The organism is Streptomyces sp. NPDC058092 (genome assembly GCF_042884935.1).
Classification (GTDB): Bacteria; Actinomycetota; Actinomycetes; order Streptomycetales; family Streptomycetaceae; genus Streptomyces.
The window spans coordinates 50591-75965 of record NZ_JBHVSY010000026.1; the positions used below are offsets into that span (position 1 = coordinate 50591).

Annotated in this window: 24 protein-coding genes and 2 pseudogenes; 12 read left to right on the forward strand and 14 right to left on the reverse strand. The window is 69.6% G+C overall.

Going from position 1 to position 25375, the window contains the following annotated elements:
* Positions 1 to 64 precede the first annotated feature (64 nt).
* Positions 65 to 724, forward strand: a complete 660-nt coding sequence (locus tag ACFVV1_RS32570) for a DUF5063 domain-containing protein (RefSeq protein ID WP_389996750.1) — start codon at positions 65 to 67, stop codon at positions 722 to 724.
* Positions 725 to 749: 25 nt separating this feature from the next.
* Here ACFVV1_RS32570 and ACFVV1_RS32575 read toward each other — a convergent pair whose 3' ends face one another.
* Entirely contained in the window at positions 750 to 1034 is a 285-nt protein-coding gene (locus ACFVV1_RS32575; RefSeq protein WP_389996753.1) for a hypothetical protein, read from the reverse strand.
* Positions 1035 to 1310: 276 nt separating this feature from the next.
* Between ACFVV1_RS32575 and ACFVV1_RS32580 the strand changes: the two genes are divergently transcribed.
* From ACFVV1_RS32580 to ACFVV1_RS32595, 4 genes are all read left to right on the forward strand, one after another.
* The gene (locus ACFVV1_RS32580; protein ID WP_389996756.1) at positions 1311 to 2582 is read left to right on the forward strand and encodes an aspartate kinase; all 1272 of its coding nucleotides are present in this window, start codon (positions 1311 to 1313) and stop codon (positions 2580 to 2582) included.
* On the forward strand, positions 2579 to 3643 hold the full coding sequence (locus tag ACFVV1_RS32585; protein ID WP_389996759.1) for an aspartate-semialdehyde dehydrogenase: 1065 nt from the start codon (positions 2579 to 2581) through the stop codon (positions 3641 to 3643). The genes ACFVV1_RS32580 and ACFVV1_RS32585 overlap by 4 nt, the downstream gene beginning before the upstream one ends.
* A 360-nt stretch (positions 3644 to 4003) precedes the next feature.
* Positions 4004 to 4579, forward strand: coding sequence for a SigE family RNA polymerase sigma factor (locus ACFVV1_RS32590; RefSeq protein WP_389996911.1), 576 nt, complete (start codon positions 4004 to 4006; stop codon positions 4577 to 4579).
* A 92-nt stretch (positions 4580 to 4671) separates the two neighbouring features.
* The gene (locus ACFVV1_RS32595; RefSeq protein ID WP_389996762.1) at positions 4672 to 5778 is read left to right on the forward strand and encodes a hypothetical protein; all 1107 of its coding nucleotides are present in this window, start codon (positions 4672 to 4674) and stop codon (positions 5776 to 5778) included.
* 141 nt (positions 5779 to 5919) lie between these two features.
* Here the strand turns inward: ACFVV1_RS32595 and ACFVV1_RS32600 are convergent, their stop codons facing one another.
* Positions 5920 to 6816, reverse strand: a complete 897-nt coding sequence (locus ACFVV1_RS32600) for an SURF1 family protein (RefSeq protein WP_389996764.1) — start codon at positions 6814 to 6816, stop codon at positions 5920 to 5922.
* 111 nt (positions 6817 to 6927) lie between these two features.
* Positions 6928 to 8757 (reverse strand): S9 family peptidase, encoded by a 1830-nt coding sequence (locus ACFVV1_RS32605; RefSeq protein ID WP_389996914.1) that lies wholly within the window; start codon positions 8755 to 8757, stop codon positions 6928 to 6930.
* Between the two features lie 122 nt (positions 8758 to 8879).
* Between ACFVV1_RS32605 and ACFVV1_RS32610 the strand changes: the two genes are divergently transcribed.
* Complete coding sequence (locus tag ACFVV1_RS32610; RefSeq protein WP_389996766.1) at positions 8880 to 9719, forward strand: class I SAM-dependent methyltransferase; 840 nt, start codon at positions 8880 to 8882, stop codon at positions 9717 to 9719.
* Positions 9720 to 9956: 237 nt separating this feature from the next.
* Here the strand turns inward: ACFVV1_RS32610 and ACFVV1_RS32615 are convergent, their stop codons facing one another.
* On the reverse strand, positions 9957 to 10763 hold the full coding sequence (locus tag ACFVV1_RS32615; RefSeq protein ID WP_389996768.1) for an SGNH/GDSL hydrolase family protein: 807 nt from the start codon (positions 10761 to 10763) through the stop codon (positions 9957 to 9959).
* 715 nt (positions 10764 to 11478) lie between these two features.
* A complete protein-coding gene (locus tag ACFVV1_RS32620; protein ID WP_389996771.1) occupies positions 11479 to 11844 on the reverse strand; it encodes an SH3 domain-containing protein in 366 nt (121 codons plus the stop codon).
* Positions 11845 to 12561: 717 nt separating this feature from the next.
* Here ACFVV1_RS32620 and ACFVV1_RS32625 point away from each other — a divergent pair.
* Together ACFVV1_RS32625 and ACFVV1_RS32630 are read left to right on the forward strand one after the other, a co-directional pair.
* Positions 12562 to 13263: a response regulator transcription factor gene (locus ACFVV1_RS32625; protein WP_389996774.1), complete on the forward strand. Its 702-nt coding sequence runs from the start codon at positions 12562 to 12564 to the stop codon at positions 13261 to 13263.
* Positions 13260 to 14888 (forward strand): sensor histidine kinase, encoded by a 1629-nt coding sequence (locus ACFVV1_RS32630; RefSeq protein WP_389996777.1) that lies wholly within the window; start codon positions 13260 to 13262, stop codon positions 14886 to 14888. The genes ACFVV1_RS32625 and ACFVV1_RS32630 overlap by 4 nt, the downstream gene beginning before the upstream one ends.
* Positions 14889 to 15068: 180 nt before the next feature.
* Here the strand turns inward: ACFVV1_RS32630 and ACFVV1_RS32635 are convergent, their stop codons facing one another.
* From ACFVV1_RS32635 to ACFVV1_RS32655, 5 genes are all read right to left on the reverse strand, one after another.
* Positions 15069 to 16280, reverse strand: a complete 1212-nt coding sequence (locus ACFVV1_RS32635) for an ABC transporter permease (RefSeq protein ID WP_389996780.1) — start codon at positions 16278 to 16280, stop codon at positions 15069 to 15071.
* Complete coding sequence (locus tag ACFVV1_RS32640; protein ID WP_389996917.1) at positions 16277 to 17020, reverse strand: ABC transporter ATP-binding protein; 744 nt, start codon at positions 17018 to 17020, stop codon at positions 16277 to 16279. The genes ACFVV1_RS32635 and ACFVV1_RS32640 overlap by 4 nt, the downstream gene beginning before the upstream one ends.
* Positions 17021 to 17031: 11 nt before the next feature.
* Positions 17032 to 18450, reverse strand: a complete 1419-nt coding sequence (locus ACFVV1_RS32645) for a peptidoglycan-binding protein (protein WP_389996783.1) — start codon at positions 18448 to 18450, stop codon at positions 17032 to 17034.
* Between the two features lie 13 nt (positions 18451 to 18463).
* Positions 18464 to 19042, reverse strand: a complete 579-nt coding sequence (locus tag ACFVV1_RS32650) for a hypothetical protein (RefSeq protein ID WP_389996785.1) — start codon at positions 19040 to 19042, stop codon at positions 18464 to 18466.
* A gap of 228 nt (positions 19043 to 19270) precedes the next feature.
* The gene (locus tag ACFVV1_RS32655; RefSeq protein WP_389996788.1) at positions 19271 to 19441 is read right to left on the reverse strand and encodes a hypothetical protein; all 171 of its coding nucleotides are present in this window, start codon (positions 19439 to 19441) and stop codon (positions 19271 to 19273) included.
* Positions 19442 to 19750: 309 nt separating this feature from the next.
* Between ACFVV1_RS32655 and ACFVV1_RS32660 the strand changes: the two genes are divergently transcribed.
* The gene (locus ACFVV1_RS32660; RefSeq protein WP_389996791.1) at positions 19751 to 20254 is read left to right on the forward strand and encodes an FBP domain-containing protein; all 504 of its coding nucleotides are present in this window, start codon (positions 19751 to 19753) and stop codon (positions 20252 to 20254) included.
* A 132-nt stretch (positions 20255 to 20386) separates the two neighbouring features.
* On the opposite strand, the gene ACFVV1_RS32665 is transcribed toward ACFVV1_RS32660, so the two are convergent.
* Positions 20387 to 20620 (reverse strand): twin-arginine translocase TatA/TatE family subunit, encoded by a 234-nt coding sequence (locus ACFVV1_RS32665; protein ID WP_389996794.1) that lies wholly within the window; start codon positions 20618 to 20620, stop codon positions 20387 to 20389.
* 2 nt (positions 20621 to 20622) lie between these two features.
* Positions 20623 to 21651, reverse strand: a complete 1029-nt coding sequence (locus tag ACFVV1_RS32670) for a sporulation protein (protein WP_389996797.1) — start codon at positions 21649 to 21651, stop codon at positions 20623 to 20625.
* A 439-nt stretch (positions 21652 to 22090) separates the two neighbouring features.
* Here ACFVV1_RS32670 and ACFVV1_RS32675 point away from each other — a divergent pair.
* Positions 22091 to 22216 (forward strand): annotated as a pseudogene (locus tag ACFVV1_RS32675) (acyl carrier protein); the annotation flags it as partial.
* Between the two features lie 82 nt (positions 22217 to 22298).
* Here the strand turns inward: ACFVV1_RS32675 and ACFVV1_RS32680 are convergent.
* The gene (locus ACFVV1_RS32680) at positions 22299 to 22535 is read right to left on the reverse strand and encodes a hypothetical protein (RefSeq protein ID WP_389996927.1); all 237 of its coding nucleotides are present in this window, start codon (positions 22533 to 22535) and stop codon (positions 22299 to 22301) included.
* Positions 22521 to 22955 (reverse strand): annotated as a pseudogene (locus ACFVV1_RS32685) (ATP-binding cassette domain-containing protein); the annotation flags it as partial. The pseudogene ACFVV1_RS32685 and the gene ACFVV1_RS32680, both read right to left, overlap by 15 nt.
* 586 nt (positions 22956 to 23541) lie before the next feature.
* Between ACFVV1_RS32685 and ACFVV1_RS32690 the strand changes: the two are divergent.
* Complete coding sequence (locus tag ACFVV1_RS32690) at positions 23542 to 23955, forward strand: hypothetical protein (protein WP_389996800.1); 414 nt, start codon at positions 23542 to 23544, stop codon at positions 23953 to 23955.
* Positions 23956 to 24613: 658 nt separating this feature from the next.
* A complete protein-coding gene (locus ACFVV1_RS32695) occupies positions 24614 to 25018 on the forward strand; it encodes a hypothetical protein (protein WP_389996803.1) in 405 nt (134 codons plus the stop codon).
* Positions 25019 to 25375 lie beyond the last annotated feature (357 nt).

The window sequence follows — 25375 nt, forward strand, 5'->3', positions numbered from 1 at the left end:
TTTACGTTCAGCGACGCTATGTTCTACTCACCGTTCGCGACCGTGCCCACGGGAGGTCCCCTCGATGTCTGACGCCACGCTGAACTCCGTCACGCAGGACCCCGACGATTTCGCTGTCCAGATCGCCGACCAGATCAAGACGTTCATCGTCGCGGTCACCGAGGTGTCCAAGGTCGAGGAGCCCGAGGAGGCCGTTCCCGTCCTGCTGCTCCAGGTCTCCCAGCTGCTGCTGGCGGGCGGCAGGCTCGGTGCGTACGAGGACATCGTCCCCGATGAGCGCTACGAGCCCGACCTGGGCGCGGAGCCGGACGCCGACGGTCTGCGCGAGCGCTTCGCCGACCTGCTGGAACCGATCGACGTCTACTCCGAGGTCTTCGACCCGTACGAGCCCCGCAAGGCCCCGGTCCCGGCCCGTATCTCCGACGGCCTGGCCGACCTGGTCACCGACCTGCGCCACGGCCTGGCCCACTACGAAGAGGGCCGCACGAGCGAGGCCCTGTGGTGGTGGCAGTTCTCGTACTTCTCCAACTGGGGCTCCACCGCATCCGCTACCCTGCGCGCCCTCCAGTCCCTGATCGCCCACATCCGCCTCAACCAGCCCCTCCAGGAACTGGACGGCCTGGACACGGACTCGGAGACCGCCGACGACGAGCTGGCCGAGGAAGCGGGCCGGGTGATGGCCGAGGAGATCGCGGGACCACTGGGGCTGCGACAGGTGCAGTAGTGGGGCGCGGGCCGGCCGCCCGGCCTCACCCCCCGTCGCACGGCAGGTCGCCGTCCCGCATGAAGCCCGGTTGCGCGCCGTTGTCCGTGCGCGACACCCGCCACAGCTCGTCCGCGCCCCGGCGGGTGCCGTTGACCGGGGTGCCTGGGTCCAGGTAGCCGACGATGTCGGTCCATGGGTGCGCGCCGCCGTGGACCGGGGCGTCGGCGTGGGTGGCGAAGCAGGTGCCGCCCGCGTGGGCGTGAGACGCCGCGAGAGGGACGGCGGCGAGGGCGAGGAGCAGGGGGAGTCCGCGGAGCGGCGTACACATGGTGGGGGCCTCCGAAGGGCGGACCGTGGGCTTCCGGTCCACGCTGGAGGTGGACTGTTCGTGCATCGTGGACCCGGCACACCGCGCGTGTGGGCTGGACCACATACGGGAGTGCGGGCCCGATCGGCGGGCAGCAGCCCCGTACGAGCAGTTCCGAGCGATACGCCGATGATCACGTACTGAGCGGGATATCTCACCATGTGGTATCGACGGGGCGTTTCCGGACTGCTCGTTAAACTGAGCCGACCGCAGTAATGGACTGAGCGAGGAGCGCACGTGGGCCTTGTCGTGCAGAAGTACGGAGGCTCCTCCGTAGCCGATGCCGAAGGCATCAAGCGCGTCGCCAAGCGAATCGTCGATGCCAAGAAGAACGGCAACCAGGTGGTTGTCGTGGTGTCAGCGATGGGCGACACGACGGACGAGTTGATCGATCTCGCCGAGCAGGTATCCCCGATCCCTGCCGGGCGTGAGTTCGACATGCTGCTGACCGCCGGAGAGCGGATCTCCATGGCCCTGCTGGCCATGGCGATCAAAAACCTGGGGCACGAGGCCCAGTCGTTCACGGGCAGCCAGGCGGGCGTCATCACCGACTCGGTCCACAACAAAGCGCGCATCATCGATGTGACGCCGGGCCGTATCCGTACGGCGCTGGACGAGGGGAACATCGCGATCGTCGCGGGGTTCCAGGGTGTGTCCCAGGACAAGAAGGACATCACCACCCTCGGCCGCGGCGGGTCCGACACCACCGCCGTCGCGCTCGCGGCCGCGCTGGATGCCGAGGTCTGTGAGATCTACACCGATGTGGACGGTGTCTTCACCGCCGACCCGCGGGTCGTGAAGAAGGCCCGGAAGATCGACTGGATCTCCTTCGAGGACATGCTGGAGCTGGCCGCGTCCGGCTCCAAGGTGCTGCTGCACCGGTGCGTGGAGTACGCACGCCGTTACAACATCCCGATCCACGTCCGCTCGTCCTTCTCCGGACTGCGCGGAACCTGGGTCAGCAACGAGCCGCAAGGGGACCAGAAGGTGGAGCACGCGATCATCTCCGGAGTCGCCCATGACGTCTCCGAGGCCAAGATCACCGTCGTCGGCGTGCCCGACAAGCCGGGCGAGGCCGCCGCGATCTTCCGCACCATCGCGAACGCGGAGGTCAACATCGACATGGTGGTGCAGAACGTCTCCGCCGCGTCGACCGGTCTGACCGACATCTCGTTCACGCTGCCGAAGTCCGAGGGCCGCAAGGCCATCGACGCCCTGGAGCGCAACCGCGGCACCATCGGCTTCGAGTCGCTGCGCTACGACGACCAGATCGCGAAGATCTCCCTGGTCGGCGCGGGTATGAAGACCAACCCGGGCGTCACGGCGGCCTTCTTCGAGGCGCTCTCGGACGCCGGGGTGAACATCGAGCTGATCTCGACATCCGAGATCCGCATCTCGGTCGTCACCCGCGCCGATGACGTCATCGAGGCCGTGCGCGCCGTGCACACCGCCTTCGGTCTCGACAGCGATTCCGACGAGGCCGTCGTCTACGGGGGCACCGGCCGATGACCGCCCGCCGCCCTTCGCTCGCGGTTGTCGGAGCGACCGGGGCGATCGGCGGCGTCATGCTCCAGATCCTTTCGCAGCACGCGGATGTCTGGGGCGAGGTGAAGCTGATCGCCTCGCCGCGTTCGGCCGGCCGCAAGCTGGTCGTACGCGGCGAGGAGAGCGAAGTCCTCGAACTCACCGAGGATGTCTTCGACGGTGTCGACGTGGCGCTGTTCCTGGTGCCCGACGACGTCTCCGCACGGTGGGCGCCGATCGCCGCCGCCAAGGGCACGGTCGTCATCGACGACTCCGCCGCGTTCCGGCTGGACGCGGACGTTCCGCTGGTCGTGCCCGAGATCAATCCGCATGCCGCACGGATCAGGCCGCGCGGCATCGTCGCGAGCCCGAACTGCACGACGCTCTCGCTGATCGTCGCGGTCGGTGCGCTGCACGCCGAATTCGGCGTGCAGGAACTGGTCGTCTCCTCGTACCAGGCGGTGAGCGGGGCGGGCCGCGACGGCGTCGCCGCGCTGCGCGAACAGCTGTCGATGGTGGCCGGTACGGAGTTGGGCACGAAGCCCGGAGACGTACGGCGGGCCGTGGGCGACGCGGAAGGCAGCCCCTTTGCCGCACCGGTGGCCCTCAACGTGGTGCCCTGGGCCGGGACCGAGGCCGGCGACGGCTGGTCGTCGGAGGAACTGGCGATCCGTCAGGAATGCCGCAAGATCCTGGATCTGCCGAGCCTGCGGGTGGCGGCGACCTGTGTGTACGTACCCGTGATCGCGACGCACTCGATGTCCGTGCACGCACGGTTCGAGAACGAGATCACGGTCGACCGGGCCCACGAGATCCTGGCGACGGCCCCGGGCGTGGTGCTGTACGACAACCCCGCGGCGGGAGACTTCCCGACACCGTCCGACGTCGTGGGCACCGATCCGACCTGGGTCGGGCGGGTGCGCAGGTCGCTGGACGATCCCCGGGGTCTGGAACTGTTCGTCTGCGGCGACAATCTCCGCAAGGGCGCGGCCCTGAACGTGGCGCAGATCGCCGAATCGGTGGCCGCCGAATTCCCTCGGCCCTGATCGGACCTGTTTATACGCATTCTGTGAATGCCCTGTGAGTAAGTTGAAGGCCTGAACCTCTTGAGCTGGGGTGTCAGGGTGTCCGACGATGACCTTTCGGCCTGCTGCAACCGCCGGCCGGACAGCGCGCGTCTATGCGGTCACCTCTTGCGCGGCGGGGCGCACATTCAGGGCATTCGGGGAAGAGCAGGTACGTATGAGGGCATGTCGCACCGTGTCAAACGCGGTGCTGCGCGCGTACAACCCTGACGGGGGGAAACGTGTCCAACTGGCGTGGCAGAGGTTCTCGATATCACAGTGGTGGGCCCCCTGCGCGGCGCTTCGGTCCGGCCGCTCAGACGGCCCCGCGCGCCCGGCGGTATGCCGGTGATCGCGCCCATGCCCGCAGCGCGTCCCGCACGGCTGCCGTCGCAGCGCGAGGGCGCTGAGGAGAGCATGGCTGCCGGGACCACCGTCGACCATCTCACCGAGACCTATCGCGCCCACTACCGTTCGCTGCTCGGCCTCGCGGCTCTGCTTCTGGACGACACCGCCTCCTGTGAGGACGTGGTGCAGGAGGCGTTCATCCGCGTGCACTCGGCGCGGAACCGGGTACGGGACCCCGAGAAGACACTCGCGTATCTGCGCCAGACCGTCGTCAACCTGTCGCGTTCCGCGCTGCGCCGCCGCATCCTCGGGCTGAAGCTGCTCTCCAAGCCCATGCCGGACATGGCGAGCGCGGAGGAGGGCGCGTACGACCAGCTGGAGCGGGACGCGCTGATCAAGGCGATGCGGGGGCTGCAACGGCGCCAGCGGGAGGTTCTGGTGCTGCGTTACTTCGCGGACATGACGGAGGCCCAGGTGGCCGAGACGCTGGGCATATCCCTGGGCTCGGTCAAGGCCTACGGCTCGCGTGGGATCGCGGCGCTGCGCGTCGTGATGGAGGCGCAGGTATGAGCCGGCGCGACCACGGGAACGAGAATGGCCACGAGAACGGCCACGAGAACGGCCACGAGCGTGAGCCTTGGAATGACCCGACTGGAAACGGAATGGTGAACGACGGGCCGGAGCGCGACGGGCCGGAGAATCGTGGGTCGGAGAGCGCCTCACAGGTGAGCCCGGGCGCGGGTGCGGACATGGACGAGGTCGCGCTGCGCCGCATGCTGCACGGGGCCGTCGAGCACATCGAACCCGGCGACGGCACTCTCGACCTTCTGCAGCGCGCGGTGCCCGCCCGGCGCGCCAGGCGACGGCAGGCCGTCGTCGGCATGGCGGCGGCGGCACTGCTCATCGGCACGGCCGTCCCGGCCTTCGTCCATGTCGCGAACTCCGACGGTTCGAACGCCGCCAATCCCGCGATAGCCGGACACGGCGAGCAGGCGCAGGGCGGCAACGGCACCGAGAGCGATTCGGCGACCGGCGGGAAGAGCGACGGCGGCGGCAGCAACGGGCAGGCAGACGACGGCCCGAACCGACCCGCGAGCACGAGCAGCCCGTCCGGCAGCCGCGGCCAGGGCACCGGCGGCGGGCTGGCCGGTGGGGTCGCCGACCCGGCCGCCTCCGAGGCGGCGTCCAGGCCGAACTGCGACCCGGGGCAGCTCTCGGTCGCCTCGGCCGAGACGGGCGCGGCGAGCGCCGACGGCACGGTGTACGGCACCTTCCGGATCGCCAACGTCTCCGGCACGGACTGTTCGGTGAGCAGCAGCGGAAGTGTGGGCTTTCAGGCGATGGGCGCGGCCGACCCGGCCGAGATCACGGTTGTCCAGCACACGGCGGGTGATGCGGCATCCGGGCTGCCCGACCCCTCGCAGGAGCAGGGGACGGTGCTGCTGAAGCCGTCCATGGCGTACGAGGTGAAGTTCGCCTGGGTGCCCAAGGACACCTGCCCGACCGCCGGAGGCTCACCGAGCCCGACCCCGACGGGCGGCACGGACAGCACGGGTGGCGGCACCGCCGCCGGTCCCGATACGGGCAACGCGGACGGGTCCGTCGACATGAATCCGCAGTTCGGCAACGAGGACGGCGGCGGGGCGCTGGACGGCAGTGTCGCCGTCACACACACACCGGAGGCGGGTGCGCCGGTCGCGGAGACGAAGATCATCAACGCCTGCGCGGGCACGATCTACCGGACCGGGGTGCTGGCTCCCACCACATGACGCCCCGAGATGCCTCGTGATGCCTTGTGATGTGACGCGGGGCGGGGGCGGGGCGTGGTTTGCGGCGTACGGCGTATGACGCATGCGTGAGGGGGTCCACCGGCCGATTCGACGGGCGGACCCCCTCACGTGTGTACGTCCTCAGACGGTGCCGACGCTCACGTCGGGGTCGGCGGGATCCACCGGGCGGGTGTCCGCGCCCACCCCCGCAGCCGGGCCCACACCCGCAGCCGCATCCGGGCCCGCGTCCTGGCCCGCAGCCGCACCCGTATCCGCGTCTGCGACGAGGCCCAGCTTCAGGTCGCGCGCCGCTTCGGCCTCGCGGCGGACCAGCCGGAACCACATGAAGAGCACGAACCCGGCGAAGACGAACCACTCCCCGGTGTAGCCGAGGTTCTGGAAGGCCTTCAGGTCGAGCCCGGTGCCCTGCGGTGCGGCGGCCGGTACGGGGCGCAGCGCGCCGGTGGCGCCGGTGTCCTGGAGCGTCACCCAGGCGTCGTAGACGTCGTACGGGACGAGGTTGACCAGGGACGCGGCGCTGACCATGCCGATCTGGCCGTGCGGGAGCCCGCCCGCCGCGTCGACGCCCGCCGTGCCGGCGTTCTCGGACGCCTGGAGGTCGCCGGTGACCGTGACCTTGCCGGTCGGTGCGGCGGGCACGGCGGTGTGGCCGGGCTCGCCGGGCAGCCAGCCGCGCACCACCGGCAGGGCCTTGCCGCTGTCCGTACGGAGCAGGTTCAGGACATAGAAGCCGCTCTTGTCGTCCAACTCCCGGCCGGGCACCAAGAACTGGTCGGCGTACCGGCCGGTCGCGGTCGCGGGGCGGCCGGAGGTCACCGTGTCGACGGGCAGGAGGTCGTCGATCGGCTTGGCGGCCCTCGTGCCCGGGGCGGGCTGCTTCTCGGCGGCGTCGTGCGTCTGCACGCGGTCCTCGAAGCGGCCGAGCTGCCAGGTGCCCATGAAGACGCAGAACGGGATGGCCAGCACGACGAAGAGGTTGATCCCCCACCATCGCGGGGTCAGCAGGAACCGGTACACACCTCCACGGTACGGTCCCCGCTCCGGTCGCCCGGCGCGGGGTCCCGACCGACGCCCGGTGGCGGTGGCCCGTACCGGACGGAACAGACGCCCAGGACGGAACGGACGCCCCTACTCGCCGGACGGACCCGCCTGCGGGGCCAGGTGGCGTCGGGCGAAGTCGAGTTCCAGGCGGACCTGCTTGACCCGCTCCTCCACGACGAGCGAACCGTGCCCCGCGTCGTACCGGTAGACCTCGTGCACCGCGTCACGGCCCTTCAGCCGGTCCACGTAGTTCTCGACCTGGCGGATCGGGCAGCGCGGGTCGTTGACGCCCGCCGAGATGTAGACCGGCGCCCGGACGGCGTCGACGTACGTCAGCGGGGACGAGGCCTCGAAGCGCTCGGGAACCTCCTCCGGCGTGCCGCCCAGCAGCGTGCGGTCCATCGCCTTCAGGTCCTCCATCTCGTCGTGATACGCCGTGACGTAGTCGGCGACCGGGACCGCCGCCAGGCCCAGGGCCCAGTCGTCCGGCTGCGTACCGAGGCCGAGCAGGGTCAGATAGCCGCCCCAGGAGCCACCGGCCAGGACCAGCTTCGCCGGGTCCGCGAGCCCGGACTTCACCGCCCACTCCCGTACCGCGGCGATGTCCTCCAGCTCGATCAGGCCGACCCGGTGCTTGAGTGCGTCCGTCCAGGCGCGGCCGTATCCGGTGGAGCCGCGGTAGTTGACCCGGACGACCGCGTAGCCGTGGTCCACCCAGGCGGCGGGACCGGAGGCGAAGGCGTCGCTGTCGTGCCAGGTCGGACCGCCGTGGATCTCGAAGACGGTGGGGAACGGCCCCTCTGCCGGGGCGGCGGGCCGCTGTACGAGCGCGTGGACGCGGCCACCGGGCCCGTCCACCCACACGTCCTCCACCGGCACGGACGCCGGGGCCTTCAGGCCGGGCGGATCGAGCACCACCGCGCCCGAGGTGGACCGGATGACGGGCGGCTGCGCGGCCGACGACCACAGGTACTCCACCGTGCCGTCCGGCCGGGCCGTGGCACCCGACACCGAACCGGCGGGAGTCTCCACCCGGACGGGAGCACCGCCGGACCCCGGCTCGAACCGCCACAGGTCGCTGCGGGCCTCGAAGCCGTGCACGATCAGCAGCGCGGAGGCGTCCGGATACCACTCGGCGCCCACATCACCGGGCAGATCGATCGCGAGGTCCGTCTCCACGCCCGTCAGCGGATCCCAGATCATCGGCTCCCAGCGGCCTCGTCGCTGATGCCCGACCAGCAGCCTCGTGTCTCCGGCGACGGGGGCGAAGCCCAGCACGGACAGGCCCAGCTCCCTCGTACCGCCCTCGGTGTCGTCCAGCTCGGCGACCCTCGACCCGTCCGGCCGCACCACCCGCAGCGCGGAGTGCATCGCATCGCCGTGCTCGGTGTGCTCCAGGGCGATCAGCGTCCCGTCGTACGAGAGGTCACCGACGCCCGCAGACTCCCGGTGCCGGTAGATCTCGACGGGTGCGGCCCCGGGCCGTACGACATGGATCGTCGTCCCGTCCTCGTCCGTCGAACGGCCGATCACCGCCGTACCGTCGCGCCCGATCGCGAGCCCGGCCGGGTACGAGGCACCGAGGCCGGGTGCAGCCGGCTCGTCCACCGTCTCCTCGCCCCCGCCGCCGTGGAACGGCTGACGCATCCACACCCCGAACTCGTCCCCGTCGGTGTCGCTGAACCACCAGATCGACTCGCCGTCCGGTGTCAGCACACCGTCCGTCGTCCCGTTCGGCCGGTCGGTCACCTGGCGCTGCTCGCCGGTGGCGCGGTCCCATGCGTACAGCTCGTACGTGCCTGTGGCGTTGGAGACGAACAGCGCGCGGTGCGGCGCATCTTCGGCCCAGTCGGGCAACGACACCCGTGGCGCCCGGAAACGCTGCTCCCACTCCGGCACAGAGGCGGTCGCGGGCATGGAAACGGTCGCCTGTGCGGACGGGGCCGTCGAGGCAGTGATCTCAGTCATGTCCCCCATTCTGCGCCGGAACGCCGACAATTCGTTCGCATCGCCCGCAGCCTGTGGATAACCTCCCGGGCATGAATGCACCGACCCCTGCCGACTGGCACGAGGCCAACCGCGCGCACTGGGACGAGCGGGTTCCCATCCACACCGGGAGCGACTTCTACGACCTGGATTCCTTCCGCGCCGGCAAGGACGCGCTGCGCGACTTCGAACGCGCCGAGGTCGGGGACGTCACGGGCAAGTCGCTGCTGCATCTGCAGTGCCACATCGGGGTCGACACCCTCTCCTGGGCCCGGCACGGCGCCGCGCACGTCGTCGGCCTGGACTTCTCCGAACCGGCCGTGGAGACCGCGCGCGGCCTGGCCCGCGAGCTGGGGTTCACCCAGGACCGGGCGGCGTTCGTCGCCGCCGATGTCCATGACGCCGCGCAGGCCGTCCCGGACTCGTCGTACGACATCGTCTACACCGGCGTCGGCGCGCTGAACTGGCTGCCCGACACCCGGCGCTGGGCCGAGACGGCAGCTTCGCTCGTGGCGCCCGGGGGGTTCCTCTACCTCGCGGAGTTCCACCCGATCACGGACTGCCTCGACGACTCGACCGGTGCGAAGGTCGTGCACGACTACTTCAGCCGCGACGCGTGGGTGGACGAGGCGCCGGGCACGTACGCCGACTTCGACGCACCGACCGTCCACAACCGCAGCGTCGAATGGCAGCACCCGATCGGCGACGTGGTGTCGGCGCTGGCCGCTGCCGGGCTGCGCATCGAGTTCCTGCACGAGCACGACGTCACGCTCTTCGCCCGTTTCTCTTCGCTGGAGCGGCAGGGCGACGGCTTCTACCGTTTCCCCGCCGACCGTCCGCGCATTCCGCTGATGTACTCGATCAAGGCGTCGCGGCCGGCCGATACCGCGTAACCGGGTCTTCGCGACCGCCACCCTCGCGGCCCTGCTCAGTACCGGCCGGGCACCACCGCCCGCGCCTGAAGCGACCCGTCCGCGCGGGAAGCGAATCGCCCGCGCCTGCACCTGATCCGCAGCAGACCTGCGGCGGGCTGCCGGAAGCACCCGCTCCCGGCAGCCCGCCGCACCTCTGTACTGCCGGCTGTACTTCTGTATGTCCGTACCGCCGGTTGTACCTCCCTCGTCCGCGTCCTACGCGGCCGAGCGGAAGGCCGGAAGGTAGCCGCCCGACTGTCCGGCGGCCTTCGGGTGGTACGAGTTGTAGACCGGGATCGACACACTGTGGAGCCATGCGTCACCGGAGCACAGCTCGTGCCCGGTGAACTTGTCCACCACGCTGGAGAACGTGAACCCGGCGTTGGCCGCCTGCTTGGCGATGACACCGTTCAGGACATCGGACGCATTGTTTATGGCCGCCCGCTCGTTCTCCGAGAGCCCGGCGATGCAGGTGCCGCTCAACTGGTAGAAGCGCGGGTAGCCCAGCACCACGACATGCGCCTGCGGAGCCCGCGAGCGGATGGCGCCGTAGAGCGAACCCAGGCCGGACGGCAGCGAGTTCTGCATCTGCGAGACGGCTGAGCGGACACTGCTCAGGCAGGTGGCCTCGCTGTACAGCACACAGTCCTGCATGACGTTGGCGAAGCCGACGTCGTTGCCGCCGGCGGTGACGCTGACCAGGCCGGTGGACGAGTTCAGCGCGCCCAGCTGGCTGCCGGCCACCGAACTCGTCGTGGCGCCCGAACAGGCGACGAAGGCGAAAGACGAAGGTGAGTTCGCCGCTGCCCAGAGGTACGGGTAGGCGTTGGTGCTGCGGCGGCAGTCGCCGCTGTCGGACAGATAGCTCCCCGCGCCGACGCCGGACGAGTACGAGTCGCCGAGAGCGACGTACCCGCCGGCGGCGGCCGAGGAGGTTGCCGAGGCCGGCTGGGCGACGCCCAGAGCGGCCACGGCGGCGAGGAGCAGAGTGGATGCGGACGCCCAGAATCTCCGTACTGACATGGCTGTCAGCCCTCCGAAATGTGGGGGGTGGGTGGGGGGTTGGTGGAGCGCCATGTTTCTAGCAGTTCTTGGTACCCGCCGGTAATAGCTGGAGAAGAACTGGTCTGATATGCCCGAATGATCGTTTAGGCGGCGAAGCTCCGCGCGTAGATAAACCTCCGGACGCACCTGGAATGGTGCGAGTGGCGGCTCGTGCGGCCTTGCCGGAGACTCGTGTTCTCGTGGCCGTCGCGCCATCCGTGAAGGGCCGCCCGGCGTGCCCGGGGTGTGGTGTGTCCGGGGAGTGCGGTGTGTCCGGGGAGTGCGGTGTGTCCGGGAGTGCGGCGTGTCCGGGGCCCGGGGAGTGCGGCCCGCCTGCGCTGCTGTCGCGCGCCGGTCCGGGACTGGTTGTCGTCGCGCCTCGGACGGCTGGGGCGGGGGTCCGTACTGGGGGCTCCTAGGCGTCGGCGAGGGAATTCCGTAGCGATGCGAGAGATGTCGGCTCTGCGCACCCAATTCCTTTGATGTGCAAGGGCCTTGGTGCGCAGGGTCGTGAACGGTGGGCGGGCTCCCGTGGGCGTTCCGAGGCCGTCAGGAATGATCGCATCCGGGCGAACGCGTAGTTCCGTTACGCGATGAACGGCGTTGCATGCCCAAGTCGTTGTAGGCGTCACCCCGTGCATTCGGCTCCTCTCCGTGCGGATTCGGGGGTGGCCTCGTCGAGACCGCCCCTGAATCACTTCCGGTGCCAGAAGTCGCAGGGAACGCCGTTTCCGTAGTCGCTCAGCAGGTCATCGCGAACCCATCCGTAGACACCCGTGCTGTTGTTCCGGAGTTGCGTCCAGGCGCAGTTGCCGGCCACGGTGCAGCAGTGGTGGTCGAGCTTGTGGGGGGAGCAGGCGATGCCGTTGATCGCACAATCGGTGCTGGAGCCGCTGCGCTCGTCGGCGCCGTCCGCGGTGGCGTTCCAGGGGCTCCCGTCCTTGTCGGAGACACCCTTGCCGCAGGCGGCGGACGCCGTGGCCCGGGTGGCGAGGGTCATCGGGATGCACGCGGCCACGGTCGCGATCACGGGCAGAACTGCCGCTGTTCGACGCTTCATCGAATCCCCCGTCGTTGTCGATTCGGTTTGCGTTGACCCCCTGCCCCGGGCGGAATGTCAAAAGGCGGTGAGCGTCGCCTCGCCCGGACGTTCGGTGATGGCAGTAAGATTCCGATTCGGGCGAATCGAAGAAAGCATTCCGCTGCCATGTGGCCATTTCTTACGCCTCCCTGACCGGAAGTATTCCGAGTGGCACCCGGTCAGTCATGAGGAGGGGATCCGAGCTCGAACCGAGCTGAATCCCGAGCGACTACGGACGGGTCATCGGCGCATCGCGATGGCTCCCCTTCCGGACGTGCGCCGCTTCCTGCGCACGTGTTCGCTGGTATTTACATGGGCCTTGTTTCCAGGGCGAATTCCGTTTCCGTGAACGGAAGATCGAGTGCCAGGGGTGTCACGCGCCGATGCCCGGCGATGGCGGTCAGAACCGACGTGGCTGAATTTCGCCACGCGGGCAAGACCCGGTGGTCGTCGGTGGCGAGGTGAGCCACCATCGGTCACTTGCGCGTCTTCTTGGTCGCCGACGGGATCGGGGCGTCGGGCCGGGAGGGCTGCGGCCGCGCGGAGGGCCGAGCCGCCGTCTCTGTCATACGCATGGACGCGCGGACCATCAGTTGACGTATGCGATCTCGTGCCCGCTCCGGTGTCCGGTTCCGCGTCGGCGGCTCGTACGGATACTGGTACCCGGTTACGACAGAGCCCGGCCGAGGAGTCTCGTTGAGCGCACGCATACTGGTTGCCGAGGACGACGTGAAGCAGGCGCGGCTGATACGCATCTATCTGGAGCGCGAGGGCAACGAGGTCCAGATCGTCGCCGACGGGCGCTCGGCCATCGACCGGGCCAGGTCCTCCCGGCCCGACCTCATCGTGCTCGACGTGATGATGCCGAACGTCGACGGTCTCGACGTATGCCGGATCCTGCGCGCCGAATCCCAGGTCCCCATCCTGCTGCTCACCGCACGCACCACGGAGGAGGACATGCTCCTCGGGCTGGACCTGGGGGCCGACGACTACGTGGCCAAGCCGTACAGCCCCAGGGAGCTGACCGCTCGGGTCAGGGCGCTGCTGCGCCGGGCGAAGGCCGCCGGGCGCAGCGATCCCGAGTTGCTCACCGTCGACGACCTGGAGATCGACGTCGCCCGATACGAGGTGCGGGTGGCCGGGGAGCCGGTGGTGTTGACCGGCAAGGAGTTCGCCATCCTGACCGTGCTGGCGGGGGAGCCCGGACGCGTCTTCACCCGGGCTCGGATCATCGACCAGGTCTTCGGGTTCGACCAGAACGTCCTGGAACGCACCGTTGACGCCCATGTGATGAACCTGCGGCGAAAGCTGGAGCGTGGGCGACCGGACCGGCGGTATGTGGAGACCGTCTACGGCCGCGGATACCGGCTGGCGAACGGGCCCGGTGCGGAGCAGTGAGCTTCAAGCTGCGGGCGCTCGGCCTGCTGATGCTTGTCGCCATGACCGCCACGGCGGCAACCGCCTGGCTGACTCTGCGGCAGGCCAATCGCCAGGTCCGGGATTCCGTCGTCACCGGACAGCAGGAGCTCTCCCGGATCACCGGCGAGCTCTACGCGTACGGCTTCGGACACGGTACGTGGGACGGGGTCTCACCGACGGTGGGCGAGCTCGCGAAGGACACCGGCCAGCGTATCCGCGTAGCGACGGAGGAAGATGTGCTGCTCGTCGACTCGGACGCCCTGGCGGGGCACGAGCCCCGCACGGTGAGCAGCCGGCCCCCGGTCCTGGTCGATCCGCGCCCCACCCTGCGGCTGCCCGCGGAGAAAGTACCGCGGGCCTCGGTCAAGCTCACCGTGACGGCGATCGGCGAGTACCGGGCTGCCGCGACGTACGCCGCATGCCTGACACGAGCGGGAGCTGCGGTGACGGCCCGTCCCAACAGGATCGGCATTCCCCGGATCAGTACGGCGCACCGGCCTTCGCAGTGCAAGGAGCCGTCATCCGACACGGATCCGCGGATCACCCAGGACTACGAAGCGGTGCAGCCTTGCGAGTCCGATCCGCGTCTCACCGCCTGCCTTCAGCGAGCCTTCAACGAACGGATCGGCTCCGTGGCGCCACCGCGGCTCCAGGTCCGCCTCGGGGCCAAGGACGAGTCACCGCCCGCCCTGGCCGCCGCGCCCACGATCGCCGTCGCGGCGGGCGTGTTTCTCGCGGCCGTCCTCGGTGCCCTGCTCCTGACCAGGGCCGTACTGGGCCCGATCCGTGCCCTGACCCTCGCGGCGCGAGGTCTGGGAGAGGGAGACCTGGGGCGGCGGGTCGTCGTCTCCGGCCGGGACGAGATCGCCGAACTCGGAGGCGCCTTCAACCGGATGGCCGACTCCATCCAGGCGGGCGAGGACCGCCAGCGCCGCCTCACCGGCGACATCGCGCATGAGCTGCGCACTCCGCTGGCCAATCTGCGCGGCTATCTGGAGGCGTTGCAGGACGGCTATGTCGAGCCGACCCCCGAGCTGCTGGAGTCCCTCCACGAGGAAGCGATGCTCCAGCAGCGGATCGTGGACGACCTGCAGGATCTGGCCCTGGCCGAGGCCGGTGCGCTCACCTACCACCGCGGCGATGTCGATCTGGCCGACATGCTGGAGACCTGCCGGACCGCCCACCGCGCCCGGGCCGAGACCGTCGGCGTCGTACTGGAGCTCGACGCGGCGCGGCCGGCGCGTGTGTTCGCCGACGCCGAGCGGCTGCGCCAGGTCGTCGGCAACCTGGTCGTGAACGCGGTACGGGTCACGGCTCCGGGCGGCACCGTGACCCTGGCGCTGGTCCGGCGCGGCGATCTGGCGATCATTCAGGTGCGGGACACAGGGAAGGGGATACCTCCCGAGGAACTGCCGCATCTCTTCGACCGATTCTGGCGCGCGGACGTGGCGCGGGGCCGAGCCACCGGCGGTAGTGGCCTGGGGCTTTCCATCGCCCGCCAGATCGTGACCGATCACCGGGGGACGATCGAAGTGGAGAGCACGGTGGGTGTCGGTACGACGTTCAGCGTCGTGCTCCGCACGGGCCCTGGCGGTGCTGGGTGAAGCCGTGTCGGTACGACGTTCGGCGTCGTGCTCCGCTCGGGCCCTGGCGGTGCCGGGTGAAGGCGGAGGGGGCGCGGAGGGGGCCGGGCGACGGCACCGGCCGCGGGGCGGGTGACCGGCCGAGGCCCGTCGCCCGCCCGTGCCCTATGAGCGTCTTGGAGCGTCTGGGCGGGGCGCCCGTCACCCGCCCGTGAGTGCTTCGGTGGGGGCGAGCCGTCCGGCCCGGACCGCCGGGTAGAGGCCCGCGAGACCGCCGATCACCAGCGTGACGGCGATGCCCGCCGCCGTGGACCACACCGGTACCTCGGTCGGCCAGACCCGCGCATACGCGTACCCGGCGGTGATCGAGGTACCCAGCACCAGGCCGCCGAACCCGCCCAGCGCGGACAGCAGCAGCGACTCGGTGACGAACTGCCCCCGGATCTGGCCGCTGGTGGCGCCCAGCGACCTGCGCAGGCCGATCTCCGGCCGCCGCTCCAACACCGAAATGATCATGGTGTTGCCCACGCCGACCCCGCCCACCAGCAGCGCGACCCCGCCGAGGCCCAGAAGCAGTCCGGTCAGCGCGGACTCGGTGGCCTCCCGTGCGGCCAGCGCATCGGAGGGCCGGGAGACCAGCACCTCGTTCGGCCCGGCCGGATTCGCCGTCGCCGCGAGCACATCGCGTACGGCCGTCACCCGGCTGTTCTCGGTGCGTATGTAGACGTTCGACGGGTGGCCGTCGAAGTGCAGGTAGGTCTGCGCGGCTCGCCAGCCGACCAGCGCCGAGCTGTCGATCTCCGGCGCCAGCGGCACCGGGTCGAGCACACCGACCAGGGAGAACCACTTCCCGCCGAGCCACAGGCGCGTCCCGGGCGTGTACGCGTCCAGCCGCCGGGCCGCCTGGGAACCGAGGACCACGGCCGGGTAGTCCTGGGTCGCCGAGTCCAGCCACCGGCCCGTGACGACGCGTCCGCCGATCGCGGGCAGGAGCTGCGGCCCGGCCGCGGCCACTTGGACACTGCTCGTACGTCCGACCGGCACATGCTCATTGCGGTACACCGCGGCGCCCTCGACCGCGCCGACGGCCGCCACCTGCTGCACCGGGCCGATACGCCCGATCATGGGTACCGCCTCCTTGGGGAGGCTGCTCTTCTTGCCGTCGGCAGTCTGCCCGGGGGCGACCCGCAACAGGTTGGTGCCCAGACTGTCGAGTCTGCGGTCGACCTCGGCCCGACTGGAGCTGGAGATACCGACGACGGCGACCATCGCGGCGACTCCGATCGCGATGCCCAGCGCCGACAGGACCACCCGCAGGGGGCGGGTACGCAGACCGGTGCCGCCGAGCCGGACGATGTCGGCGGGGCGGAGCCGGGCCGGGCGCAGCGAGGTGACGCGCCTCGGGCGGCTCATCGCTCGGCCCCCGTACGGGGCAGGACGCGACCGTTGTCGGCGACGATCCGACCGTCGCGCATCTCTACCCGCCGGTCGAACACCGCGGCCATCTCCCGGTCGTGCGTGATGACCACCACCGTGGTGCCGGCCGCGTGCAGTTCGCGCAGCAGCTCCAGCACCGCCGCGCCGGAGGCCGAGTCGAGGTTGCCGGTCGGTTCGTCGGCGAGCAGCAGGGCCGGCTCGCCGATCACGGCCCGGGCGACCGCGGCCCGCTGCCGTTCGCCACCGGAGAGCTGGTGGGGGAGGTGACCGATCCGGTGGTCGAGCCCCACGCGGGCGAGCGCGTCGGCCGCCCGGCATCGACGCTCCCGCAAGGGCACACCCGCGTACAGCAGACCGTCGGCGACGGTGTCCAGCACGGGCACCCCCACGGCCAGGTGGAACTGCTGGAACACGAAGCCGATCCGCTGCGCCCGGAGTGCGGAGACCTCACCGTCGGACAGGTCGGCGATGTCGTAACCGTCCACGGCCACCCGGCCGCGCGACGGCCGGTCGAGCGTGCCCATCAGATGGAGCACGGTCGACTTCCCCGAACCGGAGTGGCCGACGACGGCGACGAGTTCTCCGTACTGAATGACGAGGTCGGCCTCGTCGACCGCGGTGACGCGGCCGGGGTAGGTCTTCGACACGGCCGCGAACTCGACCACCGGTGTGCCGGACAGCGGGGCCGACGGGTCGGCCGGGCTCGGCGAGGTCATTCTCGTCGAGGTCACTTGGGGATCCTCACCTTCATGCCCTCGTGGACCCGGGGACCGCTCACCTCGACCCGGCCGTTGGCGAACAGGCCGGTGCTGACCTGTACGAAGCGGCCGGTGCCGCCGCCTCCGTTGTTTTCGGCGAGTTCCAGTCCGTGGCCGCCCTCGGCCAGCGCCACCAGGGCGGCGACCGGGACGGTGAGTACGCCCTTGCGCTGGGTGACCACATGGCGGACGGTGACCGGGCCGCTCTCCAGCCTGCCCAGAGAGCTCTGGTCGTCGAAGGTGATCACCACGGACACGGTGGCCGTCCTGGTTCCGGATTCGCCGCCACCGGCACCGCTCCCGCCGCCACCGCCACCGCCCCCGTCCGTACCGTCCGTGCCCGAGCCGCCGGACCCGGACGCGTCCTTGCCCACGCGGGCGACCTGGCCCTTGACCGATCGCCCGTCCGGGAGCTCCACCGTGACCTCGCTGCCCCGTCGTGCCCAGGCCGTGTCGGAGGCGGGTGCGTCCACGTCGACCATGCGCGAGGTGCTGGTGTAACTCAGCGGATTGCCCACGGCGTCGGCCCCCACCTGCACGCCGGTGCTCGCGATACGGACCGGCCCGGGGGCGTAGACGACGTCCCCGGCGCCGACTCTGCCGGTCTGCGACAGGCCGAGGTCCTTCTGCCAGCGCTTGACCGCTGCGGCGGTCAGCGAGGAGTACGACTCGTCCACGGTGAAGCCCGAGTAGCCGAGGGCGCTGAGGTTGGTCTCGAACTGTTTGACGTCCATGCCGTGCAGGGGTTCGGGCGGCTGCTGAGTACCGGCTGCCCGCCCGGCTCCGGCACCACCGGCACCATCGGCACCCTGGGAACTCTCCCCGGTGCTGGTGCTGGTGCCGATGGCGGAGCCCCCGCTGCCGCCTGCGCCACCGCTCTTACCGGTCCCGCCGTCCGCGTCGCTGTCACCACGGTCGCCACCCCCGGTGGCAGCGCCTCCGGATTCCGTCATACCCAGACCGCGATACATGGGCAGACTGCCGTAGAGCAGCACCACCGGGCGGTCGTCGACCCGCAGTACCGTCTCACCGCGCCGCACGATCCTGCCCGATTCGGGCAGCCAGGTCACCGTTCCGCTCGCCTTGATCTGGAACGGAACATCGGGCCCGTGCCCGAGTCGGCCGTCGATCTCGGTCTGGTCGGTCAGCGTGTCCCGAGTGACCTTTACCGCCTGGCCACCGGTCCCCCGGTCACCCGCCTGGCCGGCCCCCGCGCCGCCGCCCAGCCCCAGGGTTCCGACCACGCCGATCGCGGCAACCAGCAGAATCCCGGCCCCCACTATGAGGGGCCCACGCCTGCGCCGTCCGACCCCCGGACGGTCCGCACCGCCCGCCGCCACGCCCGTTCTCGCCGCCGGCTGTTTTCCCGCGCTCTCCACGACGTCCACGGCTCCCGGTTCCTCAGCCCTTGGGCGCGGGCGCGTCGTTCGGGATGCCGATGATCGGGGCGCACACACGCGCGGCCCGCTTGGCACCCGCGGATGTCGCGTCCCACGCGGATTCCTGGAAGTGGCCGTCGGCACCGGTGTCGGGGAAGTCGGGCGCCCCGTGCTCCTGCATGCACTTCGCGTACCGCCGGTTCTTCCCGATCTCGTCCTTGGAGAGCTCGGGCCGCTGCTCCTTCAGGAGGCTCTCGGGGATGGGCAGGCTGAGGCTCGCGCACTTCTCCTGAGCCTTGAGAGCCTTCGGATCGCGTTTCCAGGCGGACTTGTCGCCGAGGTCGACCCGGCCCTTGGAGTCGGGATCGGGGGTGTCGATCCCCTCGTCGCGCAGGCACTTGACCCACTTCCGCTGCCCCTCGACGTAGTCGGCGAGCTCGCTCGAACTCCCCTTGGAGGTGGTGGCGTCGCTCTTGCCGTTCGACGCGGAAGCGACGTCGTCCCCGCTGTTCCCGCCGCCACCGCAGCCGGTCACGGTCAGCGCCACCACCGATGCCGCCCCGATCAGCAGCCATCTCCCGTACCACCGACGCGCACTCATGCTCATGGGCTCCTCGCACATTGGCTGTCGTCCGGCTCCCGCTCCGGCCGGACGACGGCGAATGTAGGACCGCACCCATGAAGGACTTATGAAGAAGCCACCAAGAACCCTTCCGGGACCGCACCGGCGGCAGACGGCGACAAACCGCCGGACCGACGAATCCGCCCTCTGTGGTGGCGCCCGGCGTGGGCGCCACCACAGAGGGCGGATGTCGTAGATCTCCCAGGATCAGTTGTGGCCGAACCTCCGCTGCTTCCGGTGGGAGACCTGTTCCGAGATCGCGTGCACCGTGTCCTGGCCGGCCGGTCGCTGCGTCTGTTCCTTCGTCTCCGGAGCAGCGCTGCGTTCATGGCCGCCGGTGCGGGCACCGCGGTTCTGCCGACTCTGCTTCTTGCCCACGATCGTGCCTCCTGTAGCGGTTCTCGTAGCGGTTCTCGGACGACGGGCAGTTCCAGATTCGCATGTGAGTACGAAGGGTGCATTTCGGGTAGGTGTTCCGTACCGGCGTTGAAGAAGCCGTGCCCCGCTCCCGTGTGGTCCACGAGGTGGTCATGGTCGCTCTCGGCTGTCATGAGGTTCGTACCGAGCGTGGTGGCGTTCCAGGCGGGGCAGGCGCTGCCTGGTGGATCACGCGGCCATGGAGATGCGTGCAGGCCGGGGCGGATATTGAGATGCGTGCAGGTCGGGGCGGACGTAGGGTCGACGCCCGTGGACCCGCTCAGTGAGAAACAGATCCGCTCATCCTTCGTGAACTGCACCAAGGGCGACGCGGCGCGGCTTCGGCTGCCGCTCGACTTCGCAGAACTGCCCTGGGAGGACCTGGACTTCCTGGGGTGGGTGGATCCGGGAGCGCCGCTGAGGGCGCATCTCGTGCTGCCCCGGGCGCAGGGCCCGCTGGGGATCTCTCTGCGGATACCCTCCGTGAGGCGCACCAGCGCCATGAAGTCCAGCATGTGCCAGATCTGTCTGACGGGCCACGCATCCTCCGGGGTCTCCCTGCTCGCCGCCCCTTTGGCGGGCGCGCGGGGCCGCGAGGGCAACACGGTCGGTATCTACATCTGCGGGGACCTCGCCTGCCCCCTGTATCTGCGCGGCAAGCGGCAGCCGAAGCTGCCTTCCGGGCGGTACGAGGAGTCCCTGTCCTTGGACGAACGCCTTGCGCGCATGTCGGACAACCTGGATGCCTTCGTGGCCAAGGTCACCGTGGCGTGAGCCCCGACGGGCACACCCTGTATTTCCGTGGGGAGGCCGACCCGCGCACCGGCGCACCGGTTTCTTCGCGAGCGCGAGGGGCGGGACCTGCGGCTGGGGGCGCAGCCGCACACCCCGCCCGTAGGGCCCGCGTCACTGAGGGCGCGGGTCCTGCTCCGGGCCCCGCGGGGGGAGCGTCTCGCCGGGAATGACACGGGGCGCCGGGGCCGTGGTGTTGTCCGCGTCCTTGTTCTTCATGGCCCGCGCTTCGGCTTTGAGGATGCGGGCCGACTTGCCTGCGCTGCGGGCGAGTTCGGGCAGCTTCTTCGCGCCGACGACGAGTATGACGACGATGAGGATGATCGCGATCTCGCTGATGCCGAACATGGTCAGTCCTCGCCGCTCTCGTCCTCGTCGTCCCCTTCGAAGAAGTCCCCCACCTCGTCCACGACTTCAGCGGCGACCATGCCGCCGACGACGCCGACGGCGAGTCCGGCCGCGCCCACCGCGACGGCGGTTCCCAGGCCGGGGCCGGACCGGTGACCGTCGTGGTGGTGCTCCTGGTGATGGCCGTGGCCGCCGTGGTGAACGTCGCCGTGGTGGCTGTAACCAACATGTCCGTACGAGGAGTTGGAGCCGTACGACGAGCGGTGCTCGATCAGTTCGCGGACCCAGCCGTCGACCAGGTCGTTCCAGTTGTGGTGAGGGACGCCGTCGTGGGAGACGGTGAAGCGGGTGAGTGCGTCATGGCCGGAGGAGAGGAGGCCGCCGCGCTTGTCGGCTTCCAGGATCACCTCCATGCCGCCGGGCGTGGCGAGGAAGGTCACCTCGGTCTCGTTGACCGCGTGGGCGTACTGAGGCGCCGGAGTCAGCTCGATCTCCTGGTAGAAGGGGAGTCGCTGGCCGGTGCCACCGATGCGGCCGTATTCGAGGTCGGCGGACTTGAAGCCGAAGCCGAGCTGTCCGAACGCTTCGAGGATCGCTTCCTGCGCGGGCAGCGGGCCGACGGTGAGCGTGTCCAGGTCGCCCTTGTCCTTGGCGCCGGCCACCGACAGCTCGGTGTGCACGCCCAGGACGATGCCCAGCTGCTGTCCGTACAGTTCGGTGATCGGCGTCTCCCACGGCAGGTTCACCGTGAAGGGGATGCTGCGGTGTTCGCCCTGGGCGAGGCGGAAGCCGCCGCCGACGACGTACCGGTCGAAGGTGACGGTGCCGTGGCTCTCGCCGTCCTCGTGCTCGGCCTCCACCCGGGCGACCAGCTCCAGGGTGATGTGCTCAATGTCGAAGTCCGCGCCGCCGCCCGCCAGTCGGACCTCGCCCGAGAGGCCGCCGCCGGGCAGCACCGCGCCCGGCACGAGGACCGTGTCCACCATGGGGCCGCCCACACCGAGCGAGCCGAGCAGCCGTTTGAACACCATCGTGGCGTCCACTCCCTTATGTACGTGCGTTGGGGCGGGGTAAGGCCGCGGGTGCGGGCCGGAAACGTCGGCCGTGAGCACCCCGCGTTCTACAGGTGTGTAGAAGCATAGGGGGCGTTGTGGCACCGTCCAGTGCATCTGGGGCCCGGCGGGTGGAACGGCCGAAATGCGTTGCTCAACCGGCCGCGATACGCGCTTGACGAGCGCATTTTGCCGTGTCTTTACGATGAGGGCAAGGGGCTGCCGCCCCTCTCCACCGATCAGGAACCGATCAGGATCAACCGATCCTCCCGACCGGAACGAGCCACAGCGTGATGGGCGAGCCCCGTAGCCGGCCGCAACGGCCGGCGCAGCTGGTGGTCGCCTGCGACCGCGACCGTCAAGGGATCGAGGAGGCGTCGGCCCATGCGGACCCGCTGGTACGAGGCCCAGGATCTGGCTCCTCGGGCATGGCTCGGCGGACGCGATCGCGGCCGACAGGCCGTTCAAGGACCTGGGGTTCGATTCACTGACCTCCGTCGAACCGCGCAACCGGCTGAACACCGCCACCGGCCTGCGGTTGCCACCGGCACCGGAAACGGCGGAGGTCGATCGGTTCGTCGCTCTTCATATTGATCCTCAGCGCCCTTGTGGTCCAGGAAGTCAGCTCAAGACCGTACGTGGCCGTGAGTCCCGGCCTGATCCCAGCGGAAGAGACGGGCGGCCGCGACACCGAAGACCACCGCGTAGGCAGCCAGAACCAGGAGCGCGGTCATGCCGGGCCAGTCGCCCTTGGCCGCGTCGCCGAACGCCAGGACGGACGCGCCCAGCGGCGTGAAGTCCCCGATCTGGTTGACCGCGGCGGGCATCTGCTCGCGGGGCACATAGAGCAGCTCGTCCAGCACGGCGGCCTTCGGGTTGCCGACCAGCGCCCAGCGCGATCGACAGACGCTGCTTCCGACCGCCGGAGAGGCTGCTGAACGAACTGTCGGCCTTGTCCTCCAGATCCAGTTCCGCGAGCAGCTCGCGCCAGTCGGCGTGGTTGTCGTAGAAGGAGGCGTACAGCTCCATCGCCTCGGCGACCCGCAGATTGTCCGGCATCTAGCTCTTCTGCAACTGCATGCCCAGGATGTGACGCAGCTTGGTCGCGTCGCGCTGCGGGTCGAGACCGAGCACCGAGATGCTGCCCCGTCCGGCTTGCGCAGACCGGCGATGCACTCGACCGTCGTGGTCTTCCCTGCCCCGTTGGGGCCGAGGATCCCGAAGATCTCGCCCTTCTCGACCTCGAACGATATGTCGTCCACGACAACCTTCTCAGAAACCACTCAGGGGCCTGGCCCACTAAGTGGATCAGGCCCCTGACCTGGTATTTCAGCTGTCGGGGTGGCGGGATTTGAACCCACGACCTCTGCGTCCCGAACTCTCGGCTGCAAGGTCATTGCGGTCCAGGATGCTGGTCATGGGGTTGTCAAAGGCCACTGGAGGTCGGCTGCGGTCGCCGTGGTTGCTGTACTCCGCTGCTGTACAGCAACCACTGCCGCGCGCCCGCAAACTGGCGGTCAGCCGCAGCTGCAACCGGCTGACGCCGAGGCGGTTTCGGTGGCCTGGCTGGTGCAGCATCCGTCACCGGTGGCGTTGGGGTCGGTGCCCTTGCGCGGCAACGGCGCTTTGCCCGCCAGGCCTGCGGAGTTCCAACGCCGTGGACGCCCGGGCTGCTGGTGGAGGAGCGCCGTCCCGACGGTACCTCTTCTGTTTCACCCGTCTGCACTGTCGGGGGCGACGGCGGGCAGCCGCCCGCTGAGGCTGGGATCTGACACAAGTGCGACGCGCTGCCTGTTCAGGAGTCGACCGGGCAGATGGGATCGCGGAGCGGCAGGCACGCGCGCTGAAGGAAGGAGAAGGTACCTCCGCATGTCACACCACACCGCGAGGGCGCCGGAGGCTACCTGGGTGGCCAGGTGGGCGGGAGCCCTGCTCTGCCTCGCGGTGGCCGCCATCCATGTCGTGGACCAAGGCGGCATCAGTGCAACGAGGGACCCCTACTACATCGGCGTCGCCTACCACGTCCTGGAGATCGCGGCCGTGGTCGCCGCCGTGCTGCTCCTCATCGGCCTCGTCCGACTGGGATGGCTGCTGGCAGCCGTGGTCGCCGTCGGTCCTCTGCTGGGCTACATCCTCTCCAGGGGTCCGGGACTGCCCGACTACAGCGACGACATCGGCAATTGGACGGAGCCACTCGGGCTGGTCAGCCTGGCTGTCGAAGGAGCCCTGCTCCTGTTGTCGGTGCTGCTCTTCGTGCGGAGCCTGCGCAGCAGAACATACTGAGGCTGCGCCGAGTAGCTCGTACACACTCGTGCACCGGACTGCGGACGTGACCTACGACAAAGGGGCAGCCTCGGAGGAAACCCCTCCTGAGCCGGCTCTTCATCCTGTGCCCCCGGCAGGATTCGAACCTGCGACATCCGCTCTAGGAGTTCGATCGGGCCGCCGCCACGGCTGGTGCTGACCCACACGCCACGGCCACACCTGGTTGTTAAACGGTGCTGCTGTTCACCGTCGTTGATGTCAGCTACTGATGTCAGTCGCTGAACAGCTCCGGATACGGGCAGGGCTCCAGAGAGCCGTCCGGCCGGTCGGCCCACTGCCACCAGACGTGCCGCCGTGGGCAGCCCCATATGCCTCGGCAGATCCTCTTGCCGTCATCCTCCCGCTGGCAGAGTGCCAACCCACCGAACGGCATCGGCTGTTCGCACTGTTCGCACTGAGGGCCAGACGGGCTCTGAGGATCAGGAGTGGGCGCTGACGGTCGGCGCGGTTTCTGTACTTCACTGCTGTACTGCGGCTACGGAACAGGGGTGGGCTCCGATGAGCGTCGGACGGCAGCTTCCGAAGTCCGACCAACATCAGATGCTGGCCAAAGTGCTCGGGCGAGTTGAGTACTTGCGCTCTGGTCGGTTATGGGGTGAGCCGGAACGCTTGGGCCATGCGACAACGACTACTGAAACTCGTTCCCCAGCTGTTGGCGGTCCTCGTGCTCGCTGTGGTGACGCTAGGGGCGTGGGCTGCCTGGCTGGGCTGGGACCAGCATCGTGACGTGCAACCTGATGGTTCGACGACCGGCCCGTACGAGGCGTGGCAGGTGATCGGGCTGGTGTCGACTCTGCTGGCGCTGGTGTACTGGGCGGCATCCCGGCGCTACATCGCAGGTGCGGTGCTCGGCATCACGGTCGGCCTGACCATTGCCGCCTATTACGACTGGTCGGACGACTCCAGCGGCCTCTTCATGGTCGGCGTGGGGATGGTCATGGTGGGGAGCCTCGTCGTGACCGCCGTCGTATCCGTCGTGATCGCCTCTGTGAAACGAGAAGGCCCCTCGAGTCGCCGTTGATGGCTCAGTCGAGCGTCGGCAAGATGACCCCAGAAACCACTCAGGGGCCTGACCCACTAAGTGGATCAAGCCCCTGACCTGGTATTTCAGCTGTCGGGGTGGCGGGATTTGAACCCACGACCTCTTCGTCCCGAATGAGGGCCGGTTACTGATCTAACCAGTACGGATGGCGTTTGCCCTGGTCAGAGCATCGGGCTGCCGTGGTCTTGGGTGGTCTCGAAAGGGCTTGGGGAGCGGGTTGGCTCCCAAATGGCTCCCGGAAGTACGCCCATCCGCCACCTCAGGCTTGTTGGCGCCGGCGGACCGGCAATCCGCCTTCTGGCGTGCGTGGAATGGGCGGTCGACAGAGATGAGACC

What these genes read in the sequence shown, in the direction of transcription:
- ACFVV1_RS32570 (WP_389996750.1), top strand. Translation starts at nt 65, where the DNA reads ATGTCTGACGCCACGCTGAACTCCGTCACGCAGGACCCCGACGATTTC.
- ACFVV1_RS32575 (WP_389996753.1), bottom strand. Translation starts at nt 1,034, where the DNA reads ATGTGTACGCCGCTCCGCGGACTCCCCCTGCTCCTCGCCCTCGCCGCC.
- ACFVV1_RS32585 (WP_389996759.1), top strand. Translation starts at nt 2,579, where the DNA reads ATGACCGCCCGCCGCCCTTCGCTCGCGGTTGTCGGAGCGACCGGGGCG.
- ACFVV1_RS32590 (WP_389996911.1), top strand. Translation starts at nt 4,004, where the DNA reads ATGCCGGTGATCGCGCCCATGCCCGCAGCGCGTCCCGCACGGCTGCCG.
- ACFVV1_RS32595 (WP_389996762.1), top strand. Translation starts at nt 4,672, where the DNA reads ATGGTGAACGACGGGCCGGAGCGCGACGGGCCGGAGAATCGTGGGTCG.
- ACFVV1_RS32605 (WP_389996914.1), bottom strand. Translation starts at nt 8,757, where the DNA reads ATGCCCGCGACCGCCTCTGTGCCGGAGTGGGAGCAGCGTTTCCGGGCG.
- ACFVV1_RS32610 (WP_389996766.1), top strand. Translation starts at nt 8,880, where the DNA reads ATGAATGCACCGACCCCTGCCGACTGGCACGAGGCCAACCGCGCGCAC.
- ACFVV1_RS32615 (WP_389996768.1), bottom strand. Translation starts at nt 10,763, where the DNA reads ATGTCAGTACGGAGATTCTGGGCGTCCGCATCCACTCTGCTCCTCGCC.
- ACFVV1_RS32620 (WP_389996771.1), bottom strand. Translation starts at nt 11,844, where the DNA reads ATGAAGCGTCGAACAGCGGCAGTTCTGCCCGTGATCGCGACCGTGGCC.
- ACFVV1_RS32635 (WP_389996780.1), bottom strand. Translation starts at nt 16,280, where the DNA reads ATGAGCCGCCCGAGGCGCGTCACCTCGCTGCGCCCGGCCCGGCTCCGC.
- ACFVV1_RS32640 (WP_389996917.1), bottom strand. Translation starts at nt 17,020, where the DNA reads ATGACCTCGCCGAGCCCGGCCGACCCGTCGGCCCCGCTGTCCGGCACA.
- ACFVV1_RS32650 (WP_389996785.1), bottom strand. Translation starts at nt 19,042, where the DNA reads ATGAGTGCGCGTCGGTGGTACGGGAGATGGCTGCTGATCGGGGCGGCA.
- ACFVV1_RS32665 (WP_389996794.1), bottom strand. Translation starts at nt 20,620, where the DNA reads ATGTTCGGCATCAGCGAGATCGCGATCATCCTCATCGTCGTCATACTC.
- ACFVV1_RS32670 (WP_389996797.1), bottom strand. Translation starts at nt 21,651, where the DNA reads ATGGTGTTCAAACGGCTGCTCGGCTCGCTCGGTGTGGGCGGCCCCATG.
- ACFVV1_RS32690 (WP_389996800.1), top strand. Translation starts at nt 23,542, where the DNA reads ATGTCACACCACACCGCGAGGGCGCCGGAGGCTACCTGGGTGGCCAGG.
- ACFVV1_RS32695 (WP_389996803.1), top strand. Translation starts at nt 24,614, where the DNA reads ATGCGACAACGACTACTGAAACTCGTTCCCCAGCTGTTGGCGGTCCTC.